This window comes from Halorubrum sp. GN11_10-6_MGM (assembly GCF_005435165.1).
Taxonomy (GTDB): domain Archaea; phylum Halobacteriota; class Halobacteria; order Halobacteriales; family Haloferacaceae; genus Halorubrum.
The window spans coordinates 1-932 of record NZ_SGUC01000085.1 but is presented as its reverse complement, the minus strand read 5'-3'; the positions used below and the strand labels follow the sequence as shown (position 1 = coordinate 932).

Here is a 932-nt window from a genome sequence, read left to right as displayed (position 1 = left end):
CGCTCTTGTGGCGGAGATTGTTGGTGAGTCATAGCGCAGTTTCGAGGATGGTTTTGAGCGCTTCTTTCCCCGGTTTTCGGAACACTTCACGACGGAGCTGAAACGCTCGGAGATATGGTGTGAGTCTGTCTTTAGAGACGCCTCGATGTGGCGAGAGCCACCGTCGCGCCAGCGACGCGTGGCTCTCGCAGGTGTTCACGTGAACGTCTCCATCAACGTACTCACCGTCACCGTGGACGACGTATTCACGAGTGAATGCGTCGTCCTCCTCAAGCGGTTCATAAGCCCGAAAGCCGTCAGTATAGACGGTCAACGACTCCTGCTGGCGGTCGGCCAGCAGGAGTCGAATCCGCGATTCGGTCGCGGTTTTCGCCGGGACCACATATCGCTCACCGCTGCCACGATCTGCGAGAACAAATACAGGAGGCTTGTCCTCAGCGAATGTACCACGCCCACGCGTGGACAGGCCACGCGAGCGCGACCAGCAGTCGCGCTCGCGGCCCTTGAGCCCCGCCTTCACGTAGAATTCGTCGATCTCAACGGGACCTTTGAGATGGAGTTGGGGCGCGTCCAGCGCTCGCAAGAAGCGCTGGACGCGCCGGTAGATCGTCTTGTACGAAACGTCAATCTCAACGTCTAGCTGCCTGAGACTCGTGTTGAAGCGGATATACGTGTAGACCGCGAGAAACCATTTTCTGAGCGCCACCGCAGAATGTTCGAAGATCGTGCCGGTCTGATCGTTGAACGTGCGGTCGCAATCCTTACACAGATACCGCTGAAACACGCGATAGCTGCCGTACCGAATCACAGATTCGCCACGGCAGCGCGGGCAATAGACGCCGTCGCGCCAGCGAACCTGTTCCAGCAGGTTCGCGGCGCGACGCTCCGAGACGAACGTCTTGATAGGGAACATCGTTCGTCGGGTGACGCGG

General features: G+C 58.9%; 1 protein-coding gene. It reads right to left on the bottom strand.

All coding sequences use genetic code 11. From position 1 onward, the window contains the following. Window positions 1-28: 28 nt before the first annotated feature. Window positions 29-913, bottom strand: a complete 885-nt coding sequence (locus EXE46_RS16175; RefSeq protein WP_089309187.1) for an IS1595 family transposase — start codon at window positions 911-913, stop codon at window positions 29-31. Between the last annotated feature and the right edge of the window lie 19 nt (window positions 914-932).